Origin of the sequence: Kitasatospora sp. NPDC127111, from assembly GCF_042677465.1 — a bacterium.
GTDB lineage: Bacteria > Actinomycetota > Actinomycetes > Streptomycetales > Streptomycetaceae > Kitasatospora.
The window spans coordinates 24,004-45,763 of record NZ_JBHXTG010000065.1 but is presented as its reverse complement, the minus strand read 5'-3'; the positions used below and the strand labels follow the sequence as shown (position 1 = coordinate 45,763).

At 75.4% G+C, this 21,760-nt stretch carries 20 protein-coding genes; 13 read left to right on the top strand and 7 right to left on the bottom strand.

The features are described 5' to 3' along the window. Positions 1 to 50: 50 nt before the first annotated feature. From ACFVHB_RS30810 to ACFVHB_RS30785, 6 genes are all read right to left on the bottom strand, one after another. A complete protein-coding gene (locus ACFVHB_RS30810; RefSeq protein ID WP_380328770.1) occupies positions 51 to 785 on the bottom strand; it encodes an NUDIX hydrolase in 735 nt (244 codons plus the stop codon). After that, positions 782 to 1,744, bottom strand: a complete 963-nt coding sequence (gene nth, locus ACFVHB_RS30805; protein WP_380328768.1) for an endonuclease III — start codon at positions 1,742 to 1,744, stop codon at positions 782 to 784. The genes ACFVHB_RS30810 and nth overlap by 4 nt, the downstream gene beginning before the upstream one ends. A gap of 225 nt (positions 1,745 to 1,969) precedes the next feature. Then, positions 1,970 to 3,097, bottom strand: a complete 1,128-nt coding sequence (locus tag ACFVHB_RS30800; protein ID WP_380328766.1) for a citrate synthase 2 — start codon at positions 3,095 to 3,097, stop codon at positions 1,970 to 1,972. Between the two features lie 200 nt (positions 3,098 to 3,297). After that, positions 3,298 to 4,356, bottom strand: coding sequence for an HAD-IIA family hydrolase (locus ACFVHB_RS30795; RefSeq protein ID WP_380328764.1), 1,059 nt, complete (start codon positions 4,354 to 4,356; stop codon positions 3,298 to 3,300). Further along, positions 4,353 to 5,270 (bottom strand): ornithine cyclodeaminase family protein, encoded by a 918-nt coding sequence (locus tag ACFVHB_RS30790; RefSeq protein ID WP_380328762.1) that lies wholly within the window; start codon positions 5,268 to 5,270, stop codon positions 4,353 to 4,355. The genes ACFVHB_RS30795 and ACFVHB_RS30790 overlap by 4 nt, the downstream gene beginning before the upstream one ends. Next, complete coding sequence (locus ACFVHB_RS30785; RefSeq protein ID WP_380328760.1) at positions 5,267 to 6,568, bottom strand: DUF4147 domain-containing protein; 1,302 nt, start codon at positions 6,566 to 6,568, stop codon at positions 5,267 to 5,269. The genes ACFVHB_RS30790 and ACFVHB_RS30785 overlap by 4 nt, the downstream gene beginning before the upstream one ends. 307 nt (positions 6,569 to 6,875) lie before the next feature. Here ACFVHB_RS30785 and ACFVHB_RS30780 point away from each other — a divergent pair, with 307 nt between their 5' ends. The 13 genes from ACFVHB_RS30780 (at position 6,876) to ACFVHB_RS30720 (ending at position 20,724) form a co-directional block, all read left to right on the top strand. Further along, positions 6,876 to 7,943 carry a LuxR C-terminal-related transcriptional regulator gene (locus tag ACFVHB_RS30780; protein WP_380328758.1) on the top strand — a complete coding sequence of 356 codons (1,068 nt, stop codon included), beginning with the start codon at positions 6,876 to 6,878 and terminating at the stop codon, positions 7,941 to 7,943. A gap of 253 nt (positions 7,944 to 8,196) precedes the next feature. Next, positions 8,197 to 8,373, top strand: a complete 177-nt coding sequence (locus tag ACFVHB_RS30775; protein ID WP_380328757.1) for a hypothetical protein — start codon at positions 8,197 to 8,199, stop codon at positions 8,371 to 8,373. 69 nt (positions 8,374 to 8,442) lie between these two features. After that, positions 8,443 to 9,882: an aldehyde dehydrogenase family protein gene (locus tag ACFVHB_RS30770; protein WP_380328755.1), complete on the top strand. Its 1,440-nt coding sequence runs from the start codon at positions 8,443 to 8,445 to the stop codon at positions 9,880 to 9,882. Between the two features lie 166 nt (positions 9,883 to 10,048). Beyond that, positions 10,049 to 10,732: an RraA family protein gene (locus ACFVHB_RS30765; RefSeq protein ID WP_380328753.1), complete on the top strand. Its 684-nt coding sequence runs from the start codon at positions 10,049 to 10,051 to the stop codon at positions 10,730 to 10,732. Then, on the top strand, positions 10,719 to 11,543 hold the full coding sequence (locus ACFVHB_RS30760; RefSeq protein ID WP_380328751.1) for an SDR family NAD(P)-dependent oxidoreductase: 825 nt from the start codon (positions 10,719 to 10,721) through the stop codon (positions 11,541 to 11,543). The genes ACFVHB_RS30765 and ACFVHB_RS30760 overlap by 14 nt, the downstream gene beginning before the upstream one ends. Then, positions 11,540 to 12,520 carry an aldo/keto reductase gene (locus tag ACFVHB_RS30755; RefSeq protein ID WP_380328749.1) on the top strand — a complete coding sequence of 327 codons (981 nt, stop codon included), beginning with the start codon at positions 11,540 to 11,542 and terminating at the stop codon, positions 12,518 to 12,520. Before ACFVHB_RS30760 ends, ACFVHB_RS30755 begins: the two co-directional genes overlap by 4 nt. 1 nt (position 12,521) lies before the next feature. Then, positions 12,522 to 13,616 carry a Gfo/Idh/MocA family protein gene (locus tag ACFVHB_RS30750; RefSeq protein ID WP_380328747.1) on the top strand — a complete coding sequence of 365 codons (1,095 nt, stop codon included), beginning with the start codon at positions 12,522 to 12,524 and terminating at the stop codon, positions 13,614 to 13,616. A gap of 151 nt (positions 13,617 to 13,767) precedes the next feature. After that, positions 13,768 to 15,009, top strand: a complete 1,242-nt coding sequence (locus ACFVHB_RS30745; protein ID WP_380328745.1) for an MFS transporter — start codon at positions 13,768 to 13,770, stop codon at positions 15,007 to 15,009. Next, a complete protein-coding gene (locus ACFVHB_RS30740; RefSeq protein WP_380328743.1) occupies positions 15,006 to 15,992 on the top strand; it encodes a peptidogalycan biosysnthesis protein in 987 nt (328 codons plus the stop codon). The genes ACFVHB_RS30745 and ACFVHB_RS30740 overlap by 4 nt, the downstream gene beginning before the upstream one ends. 121 nt (positions 15,993 to 16,113) lie before the next feature. Then, complete coding sequence (locus ACFVHB_RS30735) at positions 16,114 to 17,367, top strand: hypothetical protein (protein ID WP_380328742.1); 1,254 nt, start codon at positions 16,114 to 16,116, stop codon at positions 17,365 to 17,367. 18 nt (positions 17,368 to 17,385) lie between these two features. Next, positions 17,386 to 18,216, top strand: a complete 831-nt coding sequence (locus tag ACFVHB_RS30730) for a phytanoyl-CoA dioxygenase family protein (protein ID WP_380328740.1) — start codon at positions 17,386 to 17,388, stop codon at positions 18,214 to 18,216. Positions 18,217 to 18,271: 55 nt separating this feature from the next. Further along, a complete protein-coding gene (locus tag ACFVHB_RS30725; protein ID WP_380328738.1) occupies positions 18,272 to 19,579 on the top strand; it encodes an ATP-grasp domain-containing protein in 1,308 nt (435 codons plus the stop codon). A gap of 170 nt (positions 19,580 to 19,749) precedes the next feature. Further along, entirely contained in the window at positions 19,750 to 20,724 is a 975-nt protein-coding gene (locus tag ACFVHB_RS30720; protein ID WP_380328736.1) for a DUF2332 domain-containing protein, read from the top strand. Positions 20,725 to 20,801: 77 nt separating this feature from the next. Here the strand turns inward: ACFVHB_RS30720 and ACFVHB_RS30715 are convergent, their stop codons facing one another. Further along, a complete protein-coding gene (locus ACFVHB_RS30715; protein ID WP_380328734.1) occupies positions 20,802 to 21,743 on the bottom strand; it encodes a beta-ketoacyl-ACP synthase III in 942 nt (313 codons plus the stop codon). Positions 21,744 to 21,760 lie beyond the last annotated feature (17 nt).

The following is a 21,760-nucleotide window of genomic DNA, read 5'->3' as shown; positions in this document are numbered from 1 at the left end:
ACGGCCCTGCCGACGCCCGCCCGGCCCGCCCGGCCCGCCCGGCCCGCCCGTCACGCCTTCCTTGCCTCGCCGCCCAGCAGCGCCCGGAAGCGGTCGCGGTCGCCGCCCTGGGCCAGCTCGATCGCCTCCTCCGAGAGGTCGACGGTCCGGGCGGTGTCCCAGGGCAGCTCCAGGCCGCTGTGGTGCAGCACCCGGTCGATCACCCCGGCGGTGAAGCCCCAGACCAGTCGGCCGCCGACGGTGAAGGCCGGGCCGAGGTGGCCGGACGGGTGGCGCAGCCGGGCCCGGTTGGCCGGGTCGGTCAGCTCGGAGATCGGCACCCGGAAGACCGCGCCGGTCTCGCCCGCGTCCACCGGCCGGACCGGCGACTCGGCGCGCCACCAGCCGAGCACCGGGGTCACCACGAAGCGGCTGACCGGGATGTACAGGGCGGGCAGGGTGGCGAAGACCTGCACGCCGGCCGGGTTCAGGCCGGTCTCCTCCCAGGCCTCGCGCAGGGCCGCCGCGACCGGGCCGGGCCCGGCCGGGTCGCCGTCCTCCGGATCCAGCGCGCCGCCCGGGAAGGACGGCTGGCCGGCGTGCGAGCGCAGCGAGCGGGCCCGCTCGATCAGCAACAGGTCCGGGCCGTCCGCGCCCTCGCCGAAGAGCATCAGGACGGCGGCGGCGCGTCCGCCCTCGGCGGGCGGCAGGAAGCGGCTCAGCTGCTCGGGCAGCACCCGCTCGGCGGCGTCCCGGACCGGCTCCAGCCAGGCCGGCAGGCCGTCCCGCTCGATCGCCGCGGTCATTCGGCCACCGCCAGGTCCGCGACGTGGCCCTGGTGCGCGGCGGCGTCGGCCCGCGCCGCCGCCTCGCCCGGGAAGTCGGCGGGCGGCCGCAGCCGCTGGCCGGGCTGGCCGCCCATCTCGTACTTGAGCAGCTTCTTCGCCTTCTCCGGGTCGGTCTCGCCCTCCCCGTACGACGGGCAGAGCGGCGCGATCGGGCAGGCTCCGCAGGCCGGCCTGCGGGAGTGGCAGATCCGCCGGCCGTGGAAGACCACGCGGTGCGAGAGCATCGTCCACTCCGACTTCGGGAAGATCTCCGCGACCGCCGCCTCGACCTTCTCCGGGTCCTCCTCCGCCGTCCACCCGAAGCGGCGCGCCAGCCGCCCGAAGTGGGTGTCGACGGTGATCCCCGGCACGCCGAACGCGTTGCCCAGCACCACGTTGGCGGTCTTGCGGCCGACGCCCGGGAGGGTGACCAGGTCGGCGAGCCGGCCGGGCACCTCGCCGCCGAAGCCGTCCCGCAGCGCGATCGAGAGGCCGATCAGCGACCTCGCCTTGGCCCGGAAGAAGCCGGTCGGCCGGATGATCTCCTCCAGCTCCTCCGGCACCGCCGCCGCCATGTCCTCCGGCGTCGGGTACTTCGCGAACAGCGCGGGCGTCGTCTGGTTCACCCGCAGGTCGGTGGTCTGCGCCGACAGCACGGTGGCCACCAGCAGCTGGAACGGGTTCTCGAAGTCCAGCTCGGGGTGCGCGTACGGGTACAGCTCCGCCAGCTCCCGGTTGATCCTCCGGGCCCGCCGCACCATCGCCAGGTGCGACTCCGGCTTCCTCGGCTTCACGGCCGCTTGCTTCACGGCCGGCTTCTTCGCGGCCGCTTGCTTCACGGCCGGCTTCTTCACGGCCGCTTGCTTCACGGCCGGCTTCTTCACGGCCGCCTCCACCGCCGGCTTGGCCGCGGCCTTCCGGACCTTGCTCTCTGCCATGCCCGAAGGCTACGCCGAACAGCCCACCCGATGGCCGCTTTCGCCCAGCGGCCGGGCGGCGGTGCGGACGCCGGAGGCAGCACGCCCGGGGCGGGAGTCGGCAGAGCCGGGGAGCCCCGGTCGGCGGACGGCGGACGGGGAAGCGCCCGGGGGCGGCGGACGCGCCCGGGGGGCCGCCCTCCGTCAACGGGCGGGCGGCCCCGGACAGGGCGAGGTGCTGCGGGCTCAGCCGCGGAAGATGCGGTCGTCCTGGCGCTTGAGGGCCTGGTCCCAGCCGGAGAGCCGGTCCGGCTGGACGCCGATCTCGCCGACGTAGGCGGCGGAGGGCCGGATGATCTTGCCGAGGCGCTTCTGCTCCAGGATGTGCGCGCTCCAGCCCGCGGTGCGGGCGCAGGTGAACATCGGCGTGAACAGCTCGGCGGGGATCTCGGCGAAGTCGAGCACGACGGCCGCCCAGAACTCGACGTTGGTGGCGAGCACCCGGTCGGGCTTGCGCTCCCGCAGCTCGGCGAGGGCGGCGGCCTCCAGGGCGGCGGCGGCCTCGTAGCGCGGCGCGTCGAGCTCCTTCGCGGTGCGGCGCAGCAGCCGGGCGCGCGGGTCCTCGGCCCGGTAGACCGGGTGGCCGAAGCCCATCAGGCGCTTGCCGCCGTCCAGCAGGTTCTTGACGTAGCGACGCGCGTCGCCGGCCTCCTCGACCTCGTCCAGCATGTGCAGCACCCGGGACGGGGCGCCGCCGTGCAGCGGGCCGGACATGGCGCCGATGGCGGCGGAGAGACAGGCGGGGACGTCGGCGCCGGTGCTGGCGACGACGCGGCCGGTGAAGGTGGAGGCGTTCATGCCGTGCTCGGCCGCGGACATCCAGTACGTGTCGACCGCCTTGACGTGCCGGGGGTCGGGCTCGCCGCGCCAGCGGATCATGAACCGCTCGACGATGTTCTCCGAGCGGTCGATCTCGCGCTGCGACACGGCGGGCCGGCCGAGGCCCCGGGCGGCCTGGGCGACGAAGGAGAGGATCATCACCGACGTCCGGGCCAGGTCGTCACGGGCCTGCGCGTCGTCGATGTCGATCAGCTGCTGGGTGCCCCAGTACGGGGTCATGGTGGCGATGGCGGCCTGGACGTCGGCCCGGAGGTTGCCGGAGTGCACCGGGATCGGGAACGGCTCGGCGGACGGCAGGCCGCGGTCGAAGTCGCCGTCGACCAGCAGGCCCCAGATGTCGCCGTAGGAGACCTTGTCGACGAGGTCCTCGACGTCGATGCCGCGGTAGCGGAGGATGCCGCCGTCGCGGTCCGGCTCGGCGATCTGGGTGTCGAAGGCCACGACGCCCGCGAGTCCCGGGTTGACATCTGCCATGGTGTTGCTCCTCGCATGCACTGATTCGGATTCAACGTGGTCGGTGGCGACGGCCGTTCGCCAGTGGGGTCGGAGCGGCCGCCGAAGTACTGCGCGCCCTGCGGACCGGGGCCGGTGCGGCCCGCGGGTGCGGCCCGGGGCAGGCGGCCCGGGGCGGGTCGCGGGCTAAGGGCTAAGGGCTAAGGGCTAAGGGCTAAGGGCTAAGGCGTCCGGAGCAGGGCCTCGGCCGCCGCCGCGGCCGGGTCCAGCGCGGGGACGGCGCCGGTGCGGTCGAGAGCCGTCCAGGCGGCCGCGCAGAGCGCCCGCAGGGCGTCCACCGGGTCGGGACCGTGGCCCTCCAGCAGCAGCCGCCCGTCCGCGACCCGCGCCAGCCAGCCGCCGCAGCGGAACGCCTCCTCCGCGGCCGCGGCCGTGACCGCCGGGTGCGGGGCGAGCAGGCCCCGCAGGTCGGCGGCGACGTAGGTGGGGCGCTCCCCGGGCCCGGCGGCGAGCAGCTGCCGGGCGGTGGTGACGCCGGTGAGCACCAGCAGGCTGTCCACGCCGCCGTTGACGGCGCCCGCGATGTCGGTGTCCAGCCGGTCCCCGACCACCAGCGGCCGGCGGGCGGCCGTCCGGAGCATCGACTCGCGGTGCATCACGGGCATCGGCTTGCCCGCGACCTGCGGCTGCGCGCCGGTCGCGGCCCGCACCACGCCGACCAGGGCGCCGTTGCCGGGCGCCCGGCCGCGGTCGGTGGGCAGGCTGAGGTCGGTGTTGGAGGCGATCCAGGGCAGTCCGGCCGCGACGGCGTAGGAGGCCTCGGCCAGCTGCGGCCAGCCGACGCCCGGGTCGAAGCCCTGGACCACCGCGGCCGGGCCGTCGGCGAGCGAGCCGACCGGCCGGAGGCCGTGCTCGCGCACCGCCTCGTCGAGCCCCCGTCCGCCCACGACCAGGACGGCCGATCCGGCGGGCACCTGCTCGGCGACCAGCCGGGCCGCCGCCTGGGCCGAGGTGACCACGTCGTGGGCGCCGGTCGGAACGCCGAGCCGGGTGAGGTGGTCGGCGACGTCCCCGGGGGTGCGCGAGGCGTTGTTGGTGACGTAGGCCAGGCGCATCCCGGCCCGGCCGGCCAGGTGCAGCGCGTCGACGGCGTGCGGCACGGCCGCGGGGCCGGCGTAGACCACGCCGTCCAGGTCCAGCAGGGCGGTGTCGTACTCCTCGGCCGGGGCGCGCGGGCAGCCGGCCGGCAGGAGGTGGGCGGGGATGGCGGGGGCGGTCATTCCGGGCTCCGGGGGGAGGAGGGGGAGGTGGCGGCGACGGCCCGGGCGAGCAGCACCTCGGTGCCGGCCAGGCCGAGCGAGCAGAAGACGCTGAGCTGCTCCGGCTCGGTGCGGCCGGCGACGCGGCCGGTCAGCACCGCGCCCAGGCCGAGCAGCCGTTCCGGTGGCAGCACCAGGCCGCCGGGTTGGTCGCGGGCCTGCTCCGGGGCGTCGGTGACCACCGGCGCGGCCCGTTCGAACAGCGCGCGGGGGAGTTCGGACCGGTCCGGGCCCTTGGGGCCGACGGCGTTGACGTGCGTGCCGGGACGGACCCAGGCGTCGTCCAGGACCGGCGTGGTGCTGGAGGTCGCCGTCACCAGGACGTCGCAGGGCTCGACCGCGGCCCGCGCGTCGGCCACCGCCGTGGCGGCGAGCCCCAGCTCCCGGACGGTCCGGGCGGCGAACGCCTCCCGCCCGGCCGGGGTGCGGCCGTGGACGAGGACCGAGCGCAGCGGCAGCACCGCGGCGAGGCAGCGCACCTGCGCCCAGGCCTGCTCGCCCGTCCCGACCACGCCGAGCACGGCGCTGTCCGGGCGGGCCAGGGCGCGGGCGGCGACGGCGCCGATCGCGCCGGTGCGCAGCGGGCCGAGGGCCCGGCCGTGCACCAGGGTGGTGAGCCGGCCGCCGTCCCAGACGGCCGTCAGCTGGTCGCCGTCGGCGACGGTGTCGTAGACCCGGCAGCCGTGGACGGATCCGGCGAGCCGGCCCGCGGTGACCACCAGGTCCCCGTCGGCCAGTGGCAGCCGCGCCCGCGGCGGTGCGTGCAGCCGGCCGGCGGCGTGGGCGGTGAGGGCCTCGTGCATCACCTCGACGGCCGTCAGCGGGGCGGCCGCCAGGACGTCGCGGTCGGTCAGCAGGCGGGGGGCGGGGTTCACCGGGGCACCGCCCCGTTGCCCCAGGAGAGCGCGTAGACGTCGCAGACGTTGGTGCCGGTGGCCCGGCCGGGCAGGCAGCCGCCGATCGCGGACAGGGCGTCGTGGGTGTCGTTGCGGTCGAGCAGCGCGCGCCAGTCCAGGCCGAGGTCGGCCGCGCGCCCGAGGGACTCGCCGGTGACCCGGGCGCCCATCACGCCGGGCAGGAAGTCCTGGCCGTCGGTGGCGAGGGCGGTGAAGGAGGCGTCGGGGAGGCCGGTGAGCTCCGGCAGCATCGCCCAGGCGAGCTCCTGGCAGCGCCCGCCGCGGCCTGGGCCGCGGACCGAGACGGTGACCTCGCCCGCGCCCACCAGGCAGACCGGGCCGGGCGTGCGCTCGGCGAGCCGGCGGGCCGCCGCACCGATCCGGCGGGCCACCTCGCGGGCCTCGCCCTGGACGCCGTCGCCGAGGCTGAACGCGCGGTAGCCCTGGACGCGGGCCGCGGCCAGGGCGGCGTCCAGCGCCGTCCGCGGGCTGCCGATCTCGACGTTGAGGATCGCCGGGGCGCCCTGGGCCGTCGCGGCGCGGCGGGCCATGGCGGCGCGGACCCGGTCGACGACGGCGGGCGGCAGGGCCGGGGCGACCTCGGCGAGCACCTCGGCGGCCCGGGCGAAGTGCACCGAGCCCGGGTAGGAGAGCCCCGAGGCCACCGCCCGGGCGCCCAGCTGCACGTTGTCGGAGAGCACCAGCCCCAGCAGGCGGGCCCGGCCGGCCAGCGGCAGCAGCGCTCCGGCGTGGATGCCGGAGACCGCCTTGCGCAACTCGTTGATCCGGGTGACGTCGATCCCGGCCCGGAGCAGGGCGGCGGTCAGCGACCGGAGGTCGTCCAGCCCCACCGGCGCCGACGGCCGGCTCACCAGCGCCGACCCGCCGCCGGAGACGGCGAGGACGACGAGGTCCCGCTCGTCGAAGTCCCGGCCGCGCAGGTACTCCTGGACGGCCAGGCCGGCGCGCACACTGCCCGGGCCGGGCACCGGGTGGTCGCCCGGGACGACGGTGAACCCGGCGACCGGTCCGGCCGGCGCCGCGGGCACCGCCACCCCGGAGGCGAAGGCGGTCCCGGCGGCGGACCGGACGGCCGCGCCCATCTCCACCGCGGCCTTGCCGACGGCCACCACGTGCACCCGGCGGGCCTGCGCGAGCAGCTCGGCCGCGGGGCCGCGGCGCAGCGCCTCCCGGACCAGCCGGCCGCCGTGCGCGGCGGTCAGCCCGGCGTCGGCGATGCCCAGCGAGTCCGCCGGCGCCAGATCGACCGTGGTCACGTGTCCTCCCGGCGGCATAGCGCCGAATTGCGGCGCGGAGTGAATTCGGCCCCCCTGTGCGCCAGGTCACAGGAAATCGACTGAAGGCGGGACCGGGGGCCGGGCTAGATTTGTGGGCAAAGCGAGTGCATTTCGTCCGACCGGTCCGAACGCACCCGTCGTGTGCACTGCGCTGAAGCCTGCCAAATCCACCGGCGGTCCAGAACAGAACAAGGGGGTCGTGTTCGTGCCTGGCGCAATCGCGAGGGGTACAAACTCGGACAAGAACGAGGGAACCGGTGCGGCCGGGTCCTGGGCGGAGAAGAGCGTGGGAACCGCGCTCTACGCGTACGCCGTCGGCCGGGACTCGGTCTCGATCGACGAACTCGTGATGGTGGCCGGGGGGCCCGAGCACGAGGCCCGGGCCGCCGTCGCCCAGCTGCTGGACCTGAGACTGCTGCGGGCGACGGTGGAGAGCGCCGACCGGCTGGTGGCGGTCCCGCCGGCCACCGCGGGCGCCCAGGTGCTGATCCCCGCGATCCGCGAACTGCACGACCGCCAGCAGGAGATCAGCCGGGTCTACTCCGAGCTGACCACCCTGATGGCGGTGTACGAGGACAACACCCTCGGCAGCTTCGAGAACCAGCGCATGCAGTACGTCACCGACCTGGCGGCGGTGCGCCAGATCATCACCGAACTGTCCGCCCGGGCCACCAGCGAGGTGCTCACCTCCCAGCCCGGCGGTGCCCGGCCGGAGTCCGAACTGGACGAGGCCGTCGAGCGCACCACCACGCTGCTGGAGCGCGGGGTGCGGATGCGCACGCTGTACCAGCACGCCGCCCAGTTCAGCCGGCCCACCATCGAGCACGTCCGGATGCTGGCCGAGCTCGGCGCCGAGGTCCGCACCGTCAGCGACGCCTTCATGCGGCTCATCGTCTTCGACCGGGTGACCGCCATCCTCTCCCTGCACAACCACCCGCAGGGGGCCTTGGTGGTGCGCGAACCGAGCATCGTCGACTTCGCGGTGCAGTCCTTCGAGCGCGCCTGGGCCGAGGCCACCGAGTTCCCCACCGCCTACGAGCGCGACAACGTGGTGAAGACCTCGGACGAGGTCAAGCAGGCGCTGGTCCGCCTGCTGGTGGAGGGGTACGAGGACCGGGTCATCGCCAAGCGCCTGGGCATCTCCCTGCGCACCTACCAGCGCCACCTCTCCGAGGTGATGCGGCGGATCGGCGCCAGGAGCCGGGCGCACGCCGGCTACCTGCTGCACAAGGCCGAGCAGCTGGAGCAGGCCGAACAGCTCGGGCGGCCGGAGCCGACCGGGCCGTCCCGGCCGGCGGAGCGGCGGTCGGAACCGGTACGGGTGGGGCGATCCGGAATCTCCCGCCCGCAATGAACCCGAGGTCGGACATGGCGGGCTGATTCGCCCGCACCCGTCGTCCCGAGGCCGGTCCGCATCGCGGGCCGGCCTCGCCCGTACTTCCCGTCGAGGTGCGACAGAAATCCCGGATGGGTGATTTCTCCCCCCGCGCAGTTGCGCCAGTCATACCTGCGACACCTGGAACTCATTTGGCTATCCCGATCCACCGTGCAGAGTTCTCGTGTACCCCGGAGTTCGCCCCACCGAGCCCGTACAGAAAGAACACACGATGCACACCACGCGCTTTTCCGTCGTCGCCAAGCTCGCCGCCCTGCTGTTCGCGCTGGCGATTCCCGGTGCCGCTCTCGCGGCCGGGTCCGGCCACCAGGCGGCCGCGCCCGTCGTCACGGCCGCCGCCTCCGCGGCGAGCGACGCGAACGCCGACGACGACCTCGGTTGGGGCTGACCCGGCGCTCGCGGAGCGAAGGCGTTCCGCACCCGTCATTCCACCCGTCGCAACAGGAAAGGACATGACGTGCGTCTGCGACACGACATCGGCGGCCGGGCGGCCGAGGGCACCGGGCACCGGGAGGTGCTGGACGCCCCCGATGCCCGGCCGCTCTACGAAGTGCCCGAGGCGACGGAGGCCGACATCGACCGGGCGGCCGGCCTGGCGGCCGAAGCCTTCCGGGCCTGGCGGCGCTCGACGCAGGCGGAACGGGCGGCCGTGCTCCGCGGCGCCGCCGCCCGGCTGCGGGAGCGCCGCGAGGAACTCGGCGCCCTGCTCGTCCGGGAGACCGGCCGGGTCGCCGGCCAGGCGATCCGCGAGGTCGACGGCGCCGCCCGGATCCTCGACCAGTACGCGCAGGTGGACCTGGCGGAGTCCGGCCGGGTGATCAACCGCTCGTCCCCCGGCGTGTGGGGGGTGGAGGTGGCCGAGCCGCTCGGCGTCGCCGCGCTGATCAGCGCCTGGAACGTCCCGCTGCAACTCGCCGCGCACAAGGTGGGCGCCGCCCTGGCGGCCGGCTGCACCGCCGTCCTCAAGCCGTCCCCGCTGGCCGCCGCGGCGGTCCAGGGCCTCGCGGACGCGCTGTACGCCGCCGGGCTGCCGCACGGCGTGCTCTCCGTCCTGCACGGCGGGGCCGACACCGCCCGGTCGCTGCTCGCCCACCCCGAGGTCCGGGTGGTCTCCTTCACCGGCGGCGACGCGGCCGGCCGGGAGATCATGGCCGCCGCCTCCGACGGCCTCAAGAAGGTCGTCCTGGAACTCGGCGGCAAGAGCGCCAACGCGGTGTTCGCCGACGCCCCGATGGACCGGGTGGTGGACGGCCTGGTGGCCGGCTTCACCCGCAACCAGGGAGCCGTGTGCACCGCGGCCACCCGCATCCTGATCCAGCGCCCGGTGTACGACGAGGTCGTCGAACGGCTGGCCCGCGCGGTGAAGGACCTGCGCGTCGGCGACCCGTACACGGCCGGGCCCGAGATCGGCGCGCTGCGCCACGCGGAGCTCGCCGCCACCATGGACACCGCCCTCGCCGGGAGCCGGCTGCGGTCCGGCGTCACGGTGATCGGCGGGGAGCGCGTCGAGGTGGCCGGCCGGACCGGCAGCTACCGCGCGCCCGCCCTGATCACCGCCGAGCGGACGGCGGACGTTCCGCTCGCCCGCCGCGAACTCTTCACCCCGGTCGCGGTGGTGGTCCCGTTCGACGACGAGGACGACCTGGTCGCCGCCGTCGAGGACAGCGACTACGGCCTGGCGGCCGGCCTGTGGACCGGCGACGTCGAGCGCGCCGAACGGATCTGGGACCAGCTCACCGTCGGCACCGTCTACCTCAACTCCTACCACCGCATCGACGCCATCCCGCTCGCCTCCGGGGGCCGCCGCGCCTCCGGGTTCGGCAGCGAGGGCGGCCGCCGCGGGGTCGAGGAGTTCACGGCGCCCAAGGCCATCCACTTCCCCCGCACCGGCTGGTGACCCGCTCACCCGCCGCACCACCACCGCCCGGCCGGTGACCCCGCCGGACCCCCACCGCCCGGCCGGTGACCCGCGCACCTCCGGACCGACCAGCCCTTCCGACCGTCCCCGTGGCCCGCTCCGGCCGCCACGGGCCACGGCCTGCCCGAACACGGAGACCCACAGCATGAGCCAGTACCAACTCGCCGCCGGCCGCATCGTCCAGCGCATCGAGCGGCCGGACGCCGAGGTCGTCGCCGCCTTCGCCGGCTACTACACCGGCATCGTCCTCGACTCGATGCGCAAGAGCGGCGCCATGAGCGTCGACCTCGCCCCGCTCGCCCCCGGCACCAAGGTCTGCGGCCCGGCCGTCACCTGCTTCGGGGCCGACCTGTCGATCCGCCGGATGGCGATCGACCTGGCCGAGCCCGGCGACGTCCTGGTGGTGGCCGCCGGCGGGATCCGCGACCGGGCCTGCTTCGGCGACGGCACCGCCAAGCGGATGACCATGAAGTCCATGGCCGGAGCGGTGGTGGACGGCGCGGTCCGCGACGCGGCGGGGCTGCGCGAGCTCGGCTTCCCGACCTTCTGCCTCGGGGTCACCCCGCGCAACTACCACTACCCGATGGAGGCCGAGGAGGGCGCCGTCAACGTCCCGGTGATCTGCGGCGGCGTCCTGGTCGAGCCGGGCGACCTGGTCCTCGGCGACGACGACGGCGTGGTCGTGGTGCCGCGCGCGCTGGCCCCGGAGATCCGGCACGAGGTGGCGGCGAAGCTGGCCGCCGAGCGCGAGGTGCGCGGCTCCTGGACCGGCTACGAGCCGTTCGACGTCGTGGACGAGCTGAAGCAGCGCGGATATGTCTTCGAGTAACCCCCCGTCGGACGGGTCCGCCGGGGGCGCCCCCGCGGTCCCGCGGACCGCGCTGGTCACCGGCGCCGGCGGCGGGGGCGTCGGCACCGCCGTCGCGCACCGCCTGGCCCGCACGCACCACGTCCTGCTGAACGGCGCGCCCCGGCACCTCCCCGCCCTCGAAGAGCTCGCCGCCGCGATCCGGGCGGCCGGCGGCAGCGCCGAACCCCTCGTCGCGGACGTCACCGACCGCGACGGGCTGCGCGCCGCGCTGGCCGGCCGCCCGGTGGACGCCTTCGTCCACAACGCGGCGCCCTCGCTGCCGCACCGGCCGGTCCACCTGCTGTCCCCCGCGGACTGGCGCGGCGACGTCGAGCCGGTCCTCGGCGGGGCGCTGAACGGCGTGGGCCTCGTCGCCCCCGGCATGATCGAACGCGGAACCGGCCGGATCGTCCTGGTCTCCTCCAGCGCGGCCTTCCGCGGCACCTTCGGCCGCAGCGCCTCGTACGCCGCCGCCAAGGCCGCCCTGCACGGGCTCGTCGCCCAACTCGCCCTGGAACTCGGGCCGTACGGCATCACGGCGAACGCCGTCGCGCCGAGCCAGGTGGCCACCCCGCGGGCCCTGCGCGGCGGCCGCCGGACGCCCGAGTCGCTCAGCCGGCAGGCGGCCGCCGTCCCGCTGCGCCGGGTCGGCGAGCCGGACGACGTCGCCTCGCTGATCGCCTACCTGTGCGGCGCCCCGGCCGGCTACCTGACGGGCCAGGTGATCCGGATCGACGGCGGCTCGTCCCTGGCCTCGCCCACCACGATGACTACGGAGATGAACACGTGAACGCAACCGTCCTGCCCAAGAGCCGGTTCGGCCGGGCCGGAGCCGCCGTCAGCCGGATCGGCCTGGGCACCTACCACCTGACCTCCGACCGCTCGGTGCCGCACGACGAGGCCGTGACGATGGTCCGCGAGGCCGTCCGGCTCGGCGTCACCGCGATCGACACCGCCCCGCTGTACGGGCTCGGCGAGGCCGAGTTCATCGTCGGCGAGGCGCTGCGCCCGGTCGAGGACGAGGTCTTCCTGATCAACAAGGTCGGCCGGTTCGAGAAGAGCATCCTCGCCCGTCACGGGGACGCCTGCTACCGCTCCAAGGAGCTGATCCGCGCCCAGTTCGAGCACAGCATGCGCCTGCTCGGCCGCGACCGGCTCGACATGCTGCTGCTGCACGAGAGCGACTGGGCCGAGTGGTGGGACGACCTCGCCGCCGCCCGGGGGCCCGTCATGGAGCTCGTGGACGAGCTGAAGGCCGAGGGCCGGATCGGCGGCGTGGGCCTGTCCGCCCGCAAGCCGGAGGAGACCAGGCGGCTCTGCGACACCGGCCGGTTCGACTCCATCCTCTACGTGCACTACTGCAACCTGGTCTGGCAGGAGTCGGTGGACGGGATCCTCCCGCACGCGGAGGCCCAGGACATGGGCGTCGCGATCGGCGCCCCGTACCGCCAGGGCCTGCTGCTCGGCGGCGGCCCCGAGCAGGCCGCCCGGCTGCGCGCCGAGCGCCGCGCCTCGGTGCCCCCGGGGATCGTCCGGCGGATCGAGGAGGCGGAACGGATCGCGGCCGAGGCCGGGCTCTCCATGCCCGAGCTCGGGCTGCGCTGGCTGCTCTCCCAGCCGCGGGTGCACACCGTCATGGTCGGCCCGCGCAACGTGCGGGAGCTGGAGCAGAACGTCGAGTGGGCCGCCAAGCCGCCGCTCGACGAGGCGCTGCTCAAGGAGATCGCCGGTCTGCGCGCGATCGAGCCCGGTTCGTGGGAGGCCTGACGTGTCCGGACTTCGCGTGGCCGTGATCGGCCGCACCGGTGGCGGCAACTACGGCCACCAGCTCGACCGGGCGTTCGCCGTGGACCCGCGGGCGCGGATCGTCGCGGTCGCCGACGCCGACGAGGCGGCCGGCCGCGACAAGGCCGCCGAGCTGGGCGCGCCCCAGCACTACACCGACCACCGCCGGATGCTGGAGCGGGAGCGCCCCGACATCGTGGTGGTCGCGCCCCGGCACCTGGACTGCCACCAGGAGCTGGTGCTGGACTCCCTCGCCGCGGGCGCCCACGTCTACTGCGAGAAGCCCATCGCGCAGAGCCTGGCCCAGGCCGACACCATGGTGGAGGCCGCGCAGCGGGCCGGCCTGCGGCTCGGCAACGCGCTGCCCTTCGTCCACGAGCCGCGGTTCCGGCAGGTCCGGGACCTCCTGGAGTCCGGCCGGATCGGCGACGTGGTGCAGTACCGCGCCGTGTGCAAGTGGGACCACCGCGGCGGCGGGCAGGACTTCCTGATCCTCGGCGTGCACTTCGCCGACATGCTGCGCCGCCTGGCGGGCGACCCGGTCAACTGCTTCGCCCGGGTCTCGGCCGGCGGGCGTCCGCTCTCCCCCGAGCACGTCGAGTCCGGCCCGGAGGCGGCCGGCCTGGTGGCCGGGGACGCCATCCACGCCTCGTACGAGTTCGGCGGCCGGCTCATCGGCACGATCGAGTCCTGGCGGGTCGGCATCGAGGAGCGCCCGCTGCAGCCGTACCGGCTGGAGATCCGCGGCACCGAGGGCATCCTGACGATCCGTGCGCCGTACGCCGACCACTCGCTCTGGTACTACCCGCTGCCCGAGGTGATCCCCGGCGGACCGGCGTGGGAGCGGCTGGAGACCGAGGAGATCCCGTTCTACGGGCGCTATCACCAGCTCGCGGCGGCCGACTTCATCGACGCGGTGCAGGAGGGCCGGCCGCCGGCCTGCAGCGGCGAGGACGGCCTGGCCGCGCTGGAGATGATCCACGCGGCGTACCGGTCGGAGCTCGCCGGCGGCCCCGTCGCGTTCCCGCTGGTCAACCGGGAGCACCCGCTCGACAAGCTGTTCGCGGCGGCCCACTGAGCCCCCGGGCGGTGCGGGCCACCGCGCCCGCACCGCCCCGAACCCGCACCGCCCCGGACCCGCACCGCCTCCGGGCAGGCACCGCCCCGCACGCGACCACGCTCGCCCCCGCACCCCGCACCCCGCGCCCGACCGCTCCGAGAGGAGTCCCGTGGACGGCACCCCACCGTCACCGCGCCCCGCCGCCACCATGCACCGGTTCTGGCTGCTCACCCTCGCCGCCGCCGTCTCCAAGCTCGGCAACACCTTCCTGAACCTGGCCATGCCGTGGACCCTGCTGGCCGACACCGGCTCACCGCTGCTGGCCGCCCTGAGCCTCGGGGTGCAGAACCTGCCGTACGTCGTCTCGCCGCTGCTGGGCGGCCTGGTCGACCGGTACGAGCGCCGCAAGGTCTTCCTGGTCTCCGAACTGGTCCAGGGCGTGGCGGTGGCCCTCATCCCGCTGCTGCTGACGGCCCACCGGATCGCCGGGATCCTGGTGCTGCTGCTGGTGGTGGGCTGCGCGAGCGTGGTGTCCAACCTGACCAGCGACTTCAGCCTGGTGCCCGCGCTCTCCCCGCCGGAACGGCTGGCCGAGGCGTACAGCGCGTACGCCTCGACCGTCTCGGTGGCGCGCTGCGTCGGGCCGGCGGTCGCCGGCGGCGTCCTCGCCGCGATGGGCCCGGCCGGGGCGCTGTGGATCGACGCGGCGACCTTCCTGGTCACCGCCGCGGTCGCGGTCACCCTGCCGAAGCAGCCGCCCGCCCCGGCATCGGCGGGCTTCCTGACCATGCTGTCGGAGGGCTTCCGGAGCTTCCGCCGACTGCCCGGCGTGGTGCGGCTCACCGTCGTCCTGGCGCTCTACAACCTCGGCGCGGGCAGCATGCCGGCGATCGTGGTGGTGCTCGCCGAGAACGCCTGGCACTGGTCGTCCGGCCGGGCCGGGCTGGTGCTGGCGGCGGGCGCGGCCGGCAGCGCGCTCGGCGCCTGGCTCGGCCCGCGGGTGCTCGCCGGGGCGTCGACCGCGCGGCGGGTCGGCTGCTGGTTCGGGGTGTGCGCGGTGGCCTGCGCCCTGCTGGTGCCGCCGTGGCCGGCGCTCACCGTCCTCGGGTTCTTCGCCCTGATGGCCGGCGAGGGCGGCATGAACGTGACGACCAACGAGTACCGGTTCCGGGCGATCCCGAACGCGCTGACCGGCCGGGTCAACTCCATCATGCGGGCGTTCATCGTCGGGGCCACGGTGCTCTCCTCGGTGCTGCTCGGGTGGTCGGTGGACCTCTCCGACCAGTTGCTGCGCCTCGCGCCCGCGCTGGTCGGCGCGGCCGCCGCCTGCGCGGTCTGGGCGGCCGTACGACCGGAGCCGGCCGCGGAGCCCGTCGCCGCCGCCGGCCGGAGTGAGGAGCAACGGGCGTGAAGTTCGAGGACCGTGACGGGCTGCGGGTCGCCGTGGCCGAGGCCGACGAGGCGCTGGCCCACGACTGGCGGGCCCGGCCGCCCGCCGCCGACGTGGTCCGGGTCAAGCGCCCGGACCGGGCCCGCTGGCCGGAGCTGGAGCGGGCGGGGTTCGTGGTCAAGCCCGGCTGGGTGAACTGGCGCGCGCCGCTCCGGGCCTCCGAGGAGGAGTACCTGGCCGCGCTGCCCGCCTCGGAGCGCCGCAACTTCCGGCTCGGCCGGCGGTTCGCCGAGCAGCAGGACGTCGCGGTGGTCGTCCGGGACGGCCTGACGGCGCACGAGCTGGACGCGTTCCTGGCGGTGTACGACGCGCAGATCGCGACCATGCCGCACGGCGTCGCCTACGCCCGGCGCCAGCAGGAGCAGGTGTGGGAGCGGCGCGCGGACTACGTCGCCGTGTACGCGCACCGGGGCGACGCCCTGGTGGCGGGCTGCCTCTGCCTGGTCCGGCCCGAGGAGTCGGTGCTGCAGCTGCGCTTCGCGGCCGCCGCGCCGCAGGAACGGCAGGCCCGGCTGCAGCGCGCGCTGTACCTGGCGGCGATGCGGGCGGCGCGCGAGCGCGGCCTGGCGGTGATGTCGCTGGGCAACGATCCGTCCCTGTACGGGCACGTGGCCGGGACGGGCCTGTTCCGGTTCAAGGCCCGGTCGGGCTTCACCCCGACGCCCTCGCACCTGGTCGACCCGGGCGTCGGCGGGGACGAGGCGGACCTGTTCCTCGGGCTGCGGGGCCTGTCCGACCCGTCGCTGCTGCTGGCGTACTCCGCGGGGGACCCGGTGGCACCGCTGCGGCTGCTGGTGCTGACCGAGGACGACGACGCCCGGGCGGCCGACGCGCCCGGGCCCGACCTGGCGCAGTACCGGGCGGGCTTCCTCGCCGGCGTGGCCCTCCACCCGGTCCGGCCGGCAACGGGCCTCCCGAGCCGGCCGGGCCACCAGGGCCGCTAGGGCCGATAGGGCCGCCAGGGCCGCCAGGAACAGCCACAGCCGACACCGAGCCCACCGAGCGCACAGGGCCACAGAGCCACCGAGCCCACAGGGCCGAAACAGACAGGAGGCGGTCACCACGATGGCCGGCGAACACGTACTGGTGGTCAACGGCGGGAAGGTCGAGCCGGTCGAACTGCTCCGGCAGGACCGGGGGTTGCGGATCTCCATGATCACCGAACCCGGCCACCGGCACCTCTACCCCGACCTCGAACACGTCACCACCGTCGACGACATCGGAGACCTGAAGCAGGTCCGCACCGCCGCCCTGGGCGTCATCGCCGCCCGCGGACCGGTGGACGCCGTGGTCGCACCGTCCGAGCGGTCCCTGCCGACCGGCGGCTACCTCCGCTCCTACCTCGGCCTGCCCGGGCTGCCCTTCGACACCGCGAACCTGTTCTGCAACAAGTACGCGATGAAGGCCCGGCTGCGGGCCCACGGCGTCCCGGTCGCGGCCGGCGCCCTCGCGCCGACCGTCGCGGAACTGCCCGCGGCCGCCCGCGCCACCGGCCTGCCGGTGGTGGTCAAGCCCGCCTTCGGCAACGGCACCGCCTTCACCCACCGGGTGGCCGACGCCGCCGAACTGACCGGTGCTCCGCTGCGCGCCTCGCTCGACCGGGCTCCCGGACCGTTCGTCGTGGAGGAGTACCTGGACGTCGCCGACGAGTACCACTGCGACGCCCTGGTCGTGGACGGAACGGTCGTCTTCGCGTCCGTCTCCCGGTACTTCCAGCCGGTGCTGCGCTCGCTCGGAGCACTCTTCGGCTCGCACACCGTGCCGGAGGAGGCTCCCGAGGTGCCGGTGGTCCGGTCCCTGAACGAGCGGACCGTCGCGGCGCTCGGACTGCGCGACGGGGTGACCCACCTGGAGGTGCTGCGCACCACCGACAGCCGCTTCCTGGTCGGCGAGATCGCCTGCCGGCCCGGTGGCGGCGGGGTGCCGCACGTGCTCGCCCGCAAGTACGGCATCGACACCCGCGGCCTCTTCCTCACCTCCGCCCTCGGCCGGCCGCTCGACCACGAGGTCCGCACCGCCGACGGCGTCCACTACTGGTGCGTGCTGCCGGTGCGGCACGGGACGGTGGCCGAGGTGTCCACCGCCGACGACTTCCGCGACCTCCCCGGCGTGCTGCACGTCGAGATGGCCGTGGCCCCCGGCGACACCGTCGCCGGGACGCTCTACTCGACCTCCATGGCGGGCCTGATCGTCGGCCGCACCGACCGGGTGGACGAGATCCCCGGTCTGCTCGACCGGATCCGCCGGAGGTTCACCATCCGGATCGAGGACGGCCCCGTCCGTCCCGGCCGGCCGACGGCGGGCGCGGCCCGCCCCTAGGACAGGAGACGCAACGACATGACGGAACCGACCGCACAGGAGTCCCTCGCCGAGGCGTTCGCCCGGGACGGCTACGCCATCGTGCCCGGCGTCCTCGACGCGGAGGCGGTGGCCGGCCTGCGGGACCTCTGCGGCCTGCTGCTGACCGGCGCGGGCAAGCAGGAGCTGCTGCCGCGCACCTTCCTGGAGACCCCCGAGCTCACCGACGTGCTGCTGCGCGACGAGATCACCGGCGCGCTGGCGCAGGTGCTCGGCCCGCGGGTGGCGTTCTACCCCAACCTGACGATCCGCAAGAGCCTCTACATCGGCTGGCACATCGACGAGGCCTTCGCGGGCGCCGGCCGGGAGTACGTCTGGACGCCGGGGTTCGCCCACGTCCAGGGCGCGATCTACCTCCAGGACAACGACGGGCGCAGCGGCGGCGGCATCGACGTGCTGCCCGGCTCCCACCTCGCCTCGGTGGACGGCTACGGCCGCTCCCGCCCGGACTACGACGCGGCCCTGGCCAACCCGCCGTCCGGCCGCGGACCGGTGCGGGTCGACAGCAAGGCCGGCGACCTGGTGCTCTGGCACGCCCGGCTGATGCACGCCAGCACCCCCGCCGCCCTGCCCGAGGAGAACGACGCCCCCACCAAGCTGGGCCTGTTCTTCAGCGCCGGCCGGCACGACGCGTACGAGAACAACCGCTTCCTCTCCCACCTGACCGCCAAGCGGGTCCAGTTGGAGGGCGGCGAGCCGGTCGTCTACGAGCGGCACGGGCAGGTCCTGGACATCCGGTACCCGGAGAGCTACCCCGACCGGGTGCGGGCGCGCGCCGACGAGGCCGGTGTCCACTTCGCCTCGTTCTGACCGGACCGACCACACCGACCACGCCGACCACAGCGGCCACCGACGGGAGTCCCAGGTGATCCACGACCCATCCACCCCCAGCCGCCCCCGACGGGTGCTCGTCGCCAACGGCACGTACGAGAGCGCCTACGGAATCGTCCGGTCGCTGGTGGAGTCCGGCGCGCAGGTCCACGTCGCGCACTCCGAGCGGGCCCAGGACGTGGCGGTCTCCCGGCTGATCGCCGGCGCGCACCCGGTACCGCCACCGCGCCGCGCCTACGACCACCTCACGGCGGAGGGCTCCGCGGTACTGCCGGACCCGTTCGCCGGCGCGGTGCTCGACCTCGCCCGGCGGATCGGGGCGGACGTGGTGATCCCCACCGACGACGACGAGGTGGTGGCGCTGGCGAGCCACCGGGAGGAGTTCACCGACGCCGGGATCCTCTGCACCGTCCCCGCCATGGCGACCGCGCGGACGATGATGGACAAGTACCTGGCCGTCACCGCCGCGGCCGCGGCCGGGATCCCGACCCCGCGCACGGCACGCGTCGACGACCTCGCCGGCCTGCGCGCGTTCGCGGCCGACCAGGGGTACCCGTTCGTCTTCAAGAAGCGGGTCTCCTCCGGCAGCAAGGGCGTCCGGGTGATCCGCTCGGCCGCCCAGCTCGACCGGGCGTACGAGGACTTCGCCGGCAGCCCGGCGATGGCCCAGGAGTACGTGCCGGGCGAGCGGGAGCCCTCGATCAACGCGATCCGGGACGCCGGCGGCGGCTTCCGCCTGGTGCTGTCGCTCCGCAAGCAGCGCTACCTCAACACCTCGGTCTCGACCTGCATCCGGATCGTCCCGGCGCTGCCCGAGACCGACGCCGCGCTGCGGTTCCTGGACGCGGTGGGGGCGGTCGGCTTCGCCGCGATCCAGGTCCGGGAGAACCCGCTGACCGGGGAGCACCTGTTCATCGAGTCCAACACCCGGTGGGGCGCGAACTCGCGGATGCTGCTGCCGCTGCTGCGCCGTCAGGGGTACCGGGCGATCGAGCACTTCGTCGCCGCCTGGGAGGGCGCGGGCCGCTACGAGGGCGCCACCCACCGGCCGGAGTCCGGGGCCGCGGTCTCCCCGGTGGAGGACCTGCTGGCGGTGGAGAGCTTCGCCCGCCACCGCCGCACCGTCGGCCTGCGCGGCGGCCCGACGATCGGCTGGGGCACCCTGGCCCGGGCCTACTGGGAGTCGTACGGCCGCTCGAAGCCGCTGGTCACGGACTACCTGTTCGCCTCGGCGCTGAGCGACCCGCGGGCCGCGGCCAGCACCCTGCGGCGGGCCTTCCGGGAGCGCCGCAGGGAGGACCTCTCCTTCCTGCCGCTCGGCGAGCTGACCGCCCGGCCCTGAACCGGCCCCGAACCGTTCCTGAACCGGCGCGGCCCCGCCGCCTTCCCCGCACCCCTTCGCCCCGCCGCCGACCCGGGCAACGCCCGGGCCCGGTGGCGGGGTTCGGCGGTCTCCGCCCGGGGCCGGACAGGCCCTAGACTGCCGCTCGGCCATCGGAAAGGGGCGCGGCGGTGGACACAGCGGGCCGGTACCGGCGGTTCACGACCATGGAGGCGCGCGGGCACTCCCCGGCGTACGAGCGGCTGACCGGGGCGATCGCCGACGATCCCGGCCTGCTCGCGCTGATCGACGAACTCCCGCCGGCCAAGCGGCAGCCCAACCTGCTGCTGGCCGCGGTGCGCTTCCTGGACGGCCCGATCGACGACTACGCCGCCTTCCGCGCCTGGACCGCCACGCACTGGGACACGGTGCGCGCCACGATGCTGGAGCGGCGGACCCAGACCAACGAGCCGGGCCGGTGCGCCGTCCTGCTCCCGGTGCTGGCCCGGCTGCCCCAGCCGCTGGCGCTCATCGAGGTCGGCGCCTCGGCCGGGCTCTGCCTCTACCCGGACCGCTACCGGTACCGGTACGACGGCGGGGCCGCGCTCGGCCCGGCGGAGAGCCCGGTCGTCCTGGAGTGCGACACGGCCGGTGCCGTGCCGCTGCCCGCCCGGCTGCCGGAGGTCGTCGGGCGGACCGGCGTCGACCTGAACCCGCTCGACGTGGCCGACCCCCGGGACGTGCACTGGCTGGAGTGCCTGGTCTGGCCCGAGCAGCGGCAGCGGCTGGCCCGGCTGCGGGACGCCGTGCGGATCGCGCGCGCCGAACCCCCGGCGCTGGTCCGCGGCGACCTCAACGAGACGATCCGCGACCTGGTCGCCGCCGTCCCGGCCGGCGCCACCCCGGTCGTCCTGCACAGCGCCGTCATCGCGTACCTGTCGCCCGGGGAGCGCGAGTCCTTCGCCGCCACCATGCGGGACCTGGGCTGCCCCTGGATCTCCAACGAGGCCCCGGGCGTGCTCCCCGCCGTGGACCGCCGGCTCCCTCCGGGCCCCTCCCCCGACCGGCTGCTGTTCACCCTCGCCCTGAACGAGCGCCCGCTCGCCCGCACCGGCCCGCACGGCCAGTCCCTGGAGTGGCTGACCGACCGGGGCCGGGCCGACTGACCACTGCAGGGGCTGACCACTTCAGGGACTGACCGCGTCAAGGGACGCTTCAGGGACTGACCGCGTCAACGGATGCTTCAGGGGCAGCGGACCACCTGGCCGGCCCAGGAGAGGCCGCCGCCGAAGCCGAGCAGCAGTACGGGGGCGCCGCCGGGCACCTCCCCGCGCTCGACCAGCTTGGACAGCGCCAGCGGGACGGACGCGGCCGAGGTGTTGCCCGACTCCACGACGTCGCGGGCGACGACGGCCCGGTCGGCGCCCAGGCGCTTGACCACGGCCTCGATGATCCGCAGGTTGGCCTGGTGGGTGACGACCGCGCCCAGGTCGGCGGGCGTGATCCCGGCCCGGCGGCACGCCTCCTCGGCGATCGGGGCGAGGGCCGTGGTGGCCCAGCGGAAGACGGTCTGCCCCTCCTGACGGAACTTCGGCTGCCAGCCGTCGTCCAGCCGGACGGCGTTCCCGCGGGTCGGGTCGGAGCCCCAGACCACCGGGCCGACGCCCGCGCCCGACGGGTCGTGGCTGAGCACGGCCGCGCCCGCGCCGTCGCCGAGCAGGACGCAGGTGGAGCGGTCGGTCCAGTCGGTGACGTCGCTCATCCGCTCGGCGCCGATCACCAGGGCGTGCCGGGCGGCACCGGCCCGGACGGCGTGGTCCGCGGTGGCCAGCGCGGTGCAGAAGCCGGCGCAGCCGTTGTTGACGTCGAAGCCGACGGCGGCGGGGATGCCGAGCCGGCCGGCCACCTGGGTGGCGATGCTCGGGCAGCGGTCCATGGCCGAGCAGGTGGCGACCACCACCATGTCGATCTCCTCGGGCGCCAGGCCGGCCGAGGAGAGCGCCTTGCCGGCGGCGACGGAGGCCAGGTCGGTGACCGACTCGGCCTCGGCGATCCGCCGGGTGACGATGCCGGTCCGCTGCCGGATCCACTCGTCGCTGGTGTCGACCAGCCGGGCGAGGTCGTCGTTGGTGAGGACCTTGGCGGGCTGGTGGTGGCCCAGGGCGGCGATGCGCGATCCCGGCATGTCTGCTCCTCCGTGGT

Bases quoted from the DNA above. Each gene is read 5' to 3' on its own strand.
- ACFVHB_RS30810 (WP_380328770.1), bottom strand. From the start codon at position 785: ATGACCGCGGCGATCGAGCGGGACGGCCTGCCGGCCTGGCTGGAGCCG.
- nth (WP_380328768.1), bottom strand. From the start codon at position 1,744: ATGGCAGAGAGCAAGGTCCGGAAGGCCGCGGCCAAGCCGGCGGTGGAG.
- ACFVHB_RS30730 (WP_380328740.1), top strand. From the start codon at position 17,386: ATGACGGAACCGACCGCACAGGAGTCCCTCGCCGAGGCGTTCGCCCGG.
- ACFVHB_RS30765 (WP_380328753.1), top strand. From the start codon at position 10,049: ATGAGCCAGTACCAACTCGCCGCCGGCCGCATCGTCCAGCGCATCGAG.
- ACFVHB_RS30795 (WP_380328764.1), bottom strand. From the start codon at position 4,356: ATGACCGCCCCCGCCATCCCCGCCCACCTCCTGCCGGCCGGCTGCCCG.
- ACFVHB_RS30715 (WP_380328734.1), bottom strand. From the start codon at position 21,743: ATGCCGGGATCGCGCATCGCCGCCCTGGGCCACCACCAGCCCGCCAAG.
- ACFVHB_RS30760 (WP_380328751.1), top strand. From the start codon at position 10,719: ATGTCTTCGAGTAACCCCCCGTCGGACGGGTCCGCCGGGGGCGCCCCC.
- ACFVHB_RS30775 (WP_380328757.1), top strand. From the start codon at position 8,197: ATGCACACCACGCGCTTTTCCGTCGTCGCCAAGCTCGCCGCCCTGCTG.
- ACFVHB_RS30800 (WP_380328766.1), bottom strand. From the start codon at position 3,097: ATGGCAGATGTCAACCCGGGACTCGCGGGCGTCGTGGCCTTCGACACC.
- ACFVHB_RS30735 (WP_380328742.1), top strand. From the start codon at position 16,114: ATGGCCGGCGAACACGTACTGGTGGTCAACGGCGGGAAGGTCGAGCCG.